Below are 4031 nucleotides of genomic sequence, written 5' to 3' on the forward strand. Positions count from 1 at the left end.
ACTGGAGGAAACCTTCCCCCTCCCCTGCCCCAGAAAGGCCATCAGGTTCTGCGCGGGGGCCAGGTAGCCGCCGTCTCCCACCTCGAAGGCCCTGCGCTCCAGGAGACGCTGGAACTCGATGCCTGCAAGCGGCGAGTCGTCGGCGAAGTCCCTGGCACCCACCGTCGCCACCAGGGCGCTGTTGGCGAAGGGAGAGTTGCGCCGATAGCCGCTCATGCCGTTCACCACCACCCCGCCCGGCTCCGAGGCCGCCGCGACCACCACCCCGCCCGGACACATGCAGAACGAGTAGGCGGAGCGACCGCTTTGCTCGTTGTTGTAGGTGAGGGCGTACTCCGCTGGAGGGAGGCTCTGATGCGGGTTACGGCCGTACTGGATGGCGTTGATCAACTCCTGGGGATGCTCCACCCGGACCCCCACCGCAAAAGGCTTCTGCTCTATGAACACGCCGCTCTCATGGAGCATCCGGTAGGTGTCCCGCGCGCTGTGGCCGGGCGCCAGCACCAGCGTATTGCAGGAAAGCTCATCCTCCTCGTTCACCAGCACGGCGCTCACCCTCCCCTCGCGGGTGCGGATGCCGCTCAGCCTGCTGTCAAAGGAGATCCGGAACCCGTCGGAGAGGAGCTTCTCGCGGATACCCTTCACCACCCCGCGCAGCCGGTCAGTGCCGATATGGGGCTTCGCCTGGTACAGGATCTCGGCAGGTGCGCCAAAATCCACCAATCTCTTCAGCACCCAGCCGCAGTTGGGGTCCTTGACCCGGGTGGTCAGCTTGCCGTCGGAAAAGGTCCCGGCTCCCCCTTCGCCGAACTGCACGTTGCTGTCGGGGATGAGGGTGCCTTCGCGCCAGAAGCGGGAGACGTCGCGGGTACGCTGGTCGACGTCGCGCCCGCGCTCCAGCACGGTGGCGGTCAGGCCGTACTCGGCGAGCCTCAACGCGGCGAACAGTCCGGCCGGCCCCATGCCGACGATGACGATGCCGTCGATCCTCGGCAGGCGCGGGAACACCAGGGGCGCCGGGCGTTCGATCAGGCTCAGATCTCCGCCGGGGGTGACCCTCGACTCGTCCCGCAGCGCGAATTCCACGCTGAAGACGATCTTGATGGCGCCCCGCTTGCGGGCGTCGATCCCCTTTCTCACCACGGTGAGCGAAGTGATCTCGGACTCGCGGATCCCGAGCTTGCGGGCCAAGAGAGGGCGGAGGGCGGAGTCGTCCTCACCGGGATTCAGGGTCAGATTGCGCAGCAGAAATGGCATCTTGGGATCAGGCGGCGCTCGACCGCCTCTTTCTCTCCAGAAGCTGCTCGACGATGATCACGATGTTGAGCGGCGGGGTTGATTTCGGGATATGTACCTTGGCCCCCATCTCGGGGACCTGGTGCTCGTGGGGGGCCCCCTGGAACATCGAGGTGAGCAGGACGATGATGGGATCGCGCTCGCCAGCCAGGCGGGCGATCTCCAGGCAGGTGCTGACCCCTCCCATGCGCGGCATGATCAGATCCGAGATCACCGCGTCGGGGAGTTCTTCAGCGTAGGCCTTGACCCCCTCGATGCCGTCGCCGGCGGTGACCACCGTAAAGCCGGCCTCACCGAAGGTGTCGGAGAGTACCTTCAGGAAGAACTTGTCGTCGTCGATCAGGAGGATCTTTGCCCTGCCAGCTACTGCCATTGCGACCTCAGTACGTGGAATGGGCCATCATACAAAAACGGCGGGGAAAATGGAAGGAGAAAGGCGGCCGCAGCCCCGCCCCGCCTGCGACCGTCAGCCCCTGGCGGCCAGCGGCAGACGGACCGAGAAGGTGGTGCCTGAGGAGTCGCTCTTCTCCACCTCGATCTTGCCGTGATAGGTCTTGACGATCCTCAGGACCACCGACAGTCCCAGGCCGGTGCCGGCGCTGTTGGTGGTGAAGAAGGGATCGAAGATGTTGGGGAGGTTTTCGGGGGGGATGCCGGGACCGGTGTCCGACACCTTCACCTGCAGGTATTCCTCGTCCTGGTCCAGTTGCACGCCGAGGGTCCCCTCGGAGGGCATGACGTGGATCGAGTTCAGGAACAGGTTGGTGAAGATCTGCTCGATCTCCATGGGGTCGGCCTTGATGGCCGGCGGAATCTTCTTGAAGTCGCTGATCACCCGGATCTTCTTCTGCTGAAGCTGCGGCGTGAAGGCGTCCAGGGTGTTCTCCAGGATGCGGTCGACCCGCACCTCGCTGATCTCGAACTTGGGACGCTTGGAGGCGTCCAGGAGCTTGCCGAGGATGGCGTCGATCCGGTCCACCTCCTTGAGGATCTTGTCGACGTACTCCAGCCGTTCGTCCTCGTCCAGGCCGCTTTTGATGAGTTGCACGAAGAGTGCGATGGAGTTCAGCGGGTTCCTGATCTCGTGGGCCATGCCGGCGGAGAGATAGCCCAGGGTGGCGAGCTTCTCCGACTGCACGATCTCGGCCTGGGCACGCTTGAGCGCCTCGCTCTTCTCGTGCACCCGGGCCTCCAGCTCCCGGTTCCACTCCGCGATCTCGGCCAAGAGCCGCTCGCGCTCGGAGAGCAGGGCCCGGTTCTGCAGCTCGACCGCGCGCAGCTTCAGGACGCTCTCGATGCGGTCCACCAGGTCCTGGTTGTTGAACGGTTTCAGGATGTAGTCGGAGGCCCCCGCCTTCATCAGCTCGACGGCGATCTCCTCGCTCCCCTTGCCGGTGAACATGATCACGTAGCTGTCCAGGTAGCGCCGCTTGATCTCCTTGAGCGCGGTGAGGCCGTCCATGTTGGGCATCATGTAGTCGAGCAGCACCAGTTCAGGGCGCTCCTTCTCGATGATGTCGAACCCGTCCTGCGCGCTCAGCGCGGTGAAAACCTGAAAGCCGCGGTTTTTCAGGATGATGGCCGTGAGGTCCAGTATCACCCTCTCATCATCGACGATCAGCACGCGGCCGCGGGGCTGCTTCTCCATTGTGGTCATCTATCTCTCTTTTCTTGCTGGTCTCTTTGCTCAAAAAAAAAGGGACAGCGAACTGCTGCCCCTGAGCTTTGCGCATCACGCCATCAGGGGAGCCTGACGGTGACGACCGGACAGGCGGCTTTGCGCACCACGCGCTCGGCGGTGCTGCCGAACAGCAGGTGGTCGATGCCGCTTCTCCCCTGGGTGCCCAGCACGATGAAGGATACCTTCTCGCTCTCGGCCCGCTTCAGGATCTCCTCGAAGGGAATGCCGGTCACGATGGAGCACTCGTAGTTGGTGAAATCCTTGATGTAGGTGTTGCAGAACTTGGTCATCATGGTCTGCGCCCCTTCCTCGATCTCCTTCTCCAGGTTCTCGAAGGAGACGTGCGGGACGTAGAAGCCGCGCAGGTCGACCGGCTCGTTGATGACGTGCAGGACGATCAGCTTGGCGCCGAACTGCTGGGAGAGGGCCAGTGCGTACTCGAAGGCGTGCTCTGAACTCTCGGAAAAGTCGGTGGCGAAGAGAATCTTGTCAAAGGTACGCATCTTTTCCCCCTTCTACCGCTGCATCAGTGCTGCATCAGTGGCTGTTGTCCTTGAAGATCTTCTTGAGGATCGATTTGAGCTCGTCGATCTTCACGGGTTTGTTGATGTACTCGAAAGCTCCCAGGTTCATGGCCTCTATGTAGGACTCCACGCCGCCGTAGGCGGTGATCATGATCACGTTGCTTCTGGGGTGGCTGCGGTTGAGTTCTTTCAGGAAGGTGATGCCGTTCATCTCGGGCATGTTGATGTCGGTGACGATCAGGTTCACCTCCTGCTCGCGCAGGTAGTTCAGGGCCTCGAATCCGTTGGCGACGCTGTCGACCAGGAATCCCTCCTTGGCAAGCAGGCGGGAAAGCCCTATCCTTGCATTCTCCTCGTCATCGACCACCAATATCCGCTTAGGCTGCTTTGACAATTTCCTTGCTCCGAAACATTTATTAAAAAACGCACCTTGATTCTAGCATCAGCCAAACTGGTGTCAAGCCGTGGTTCGGTCGGAAGAAGCCACTCTTTTCCTTAACTTCACCGCCGACAGGATCAGGTTCGCGATG

5 protein-coding genes are annotated in these 4031 nt (G+C 62.1%); all 5 read right to left on the bottom strand.

Translation table 11 applies throughout. From position 1 onward, the window contains the following. On the bottom strand, positions 1-1257 hold a 1257-nt coding region (locus VJ604_RS06585; RefSeq protein ID WP_324080870.1), incomplete at its 3' end, for an NAD(P)/FAD-dependent oxidoreductase. Between the two features lie 7 nt (positions 1258-1264). Further along, entirely contained in the window at positions 1265-1669 is a 405-nt protein-coding gene (locus VJ604_RS06590; RefSeq protein ID WP_324080872.1) for a response regulator, read from the bottom strand. A 93-nt stretch (positions 1670-1762) separates the two neighbouring features. Further along, positions 1763-2953, bottom strand: a complete 1191-nt coding sequence (locus VJ604_RS06595; RefSeq protein WP_324080873.1) for a hybrid sensor histidine kinase/response regulator — start codon at positions 2951-2953, stop codon at positions 1763-1765. 83 nt (positions 2954-3036) lie between these two features. Further along, entirely contained in the window at positions 3037-3480 is a 444-nt protein-coding gene (locus VJ604_RS06600; RefSeq protein WP_324080874.1) for a universal stress protein, read from the bottom strand. A 34-nt stretch (positions 3481-3514) separates the two neighbouring features. Continuing rightward, complete coding sequence (locus VJ604_RS06605; RefSeq protein WP_324080876.1) at positions 3515-3895, bottom strand: response regulator; 381 nt, start codon at positions 3893-3895, stop codon at positions 3515-3517. Positions 3896-4031 lie beyond the last annotated feature (136 nt).

Source organism: Geomonas sp. (genome assembly GCF_035254065.1).
Lineage (GTDB): Bacteria > Desulfobacterota > Desulfuromonadia > Geobacterales > Geobacteraceae > Geomonas.

Coding starts and splice junctions, on each gene's coding strand:
- VJ604_RS06590 (WP_324080872.1), bottom strand. CDS start 1,669: ATGGCAGTAGCTGGCAGGGCAAAGATCCTCCTGATCGACGACGACAAG.
- VJ604_RS06595 (WP_324080873.1), bottom strand. CDS start 2,953: ATGACCACAATGGAGAAGCAGCCCCGCGGCCGCGTGCTGATCGTCGAT.
- VJ604_RS06600 (WP_324080874.1), bottom strand. CDS start 3,480: ATGCGTACCTTTGACAAGATTCTCTTCGCCACCGACTTTTCCGAGAGT.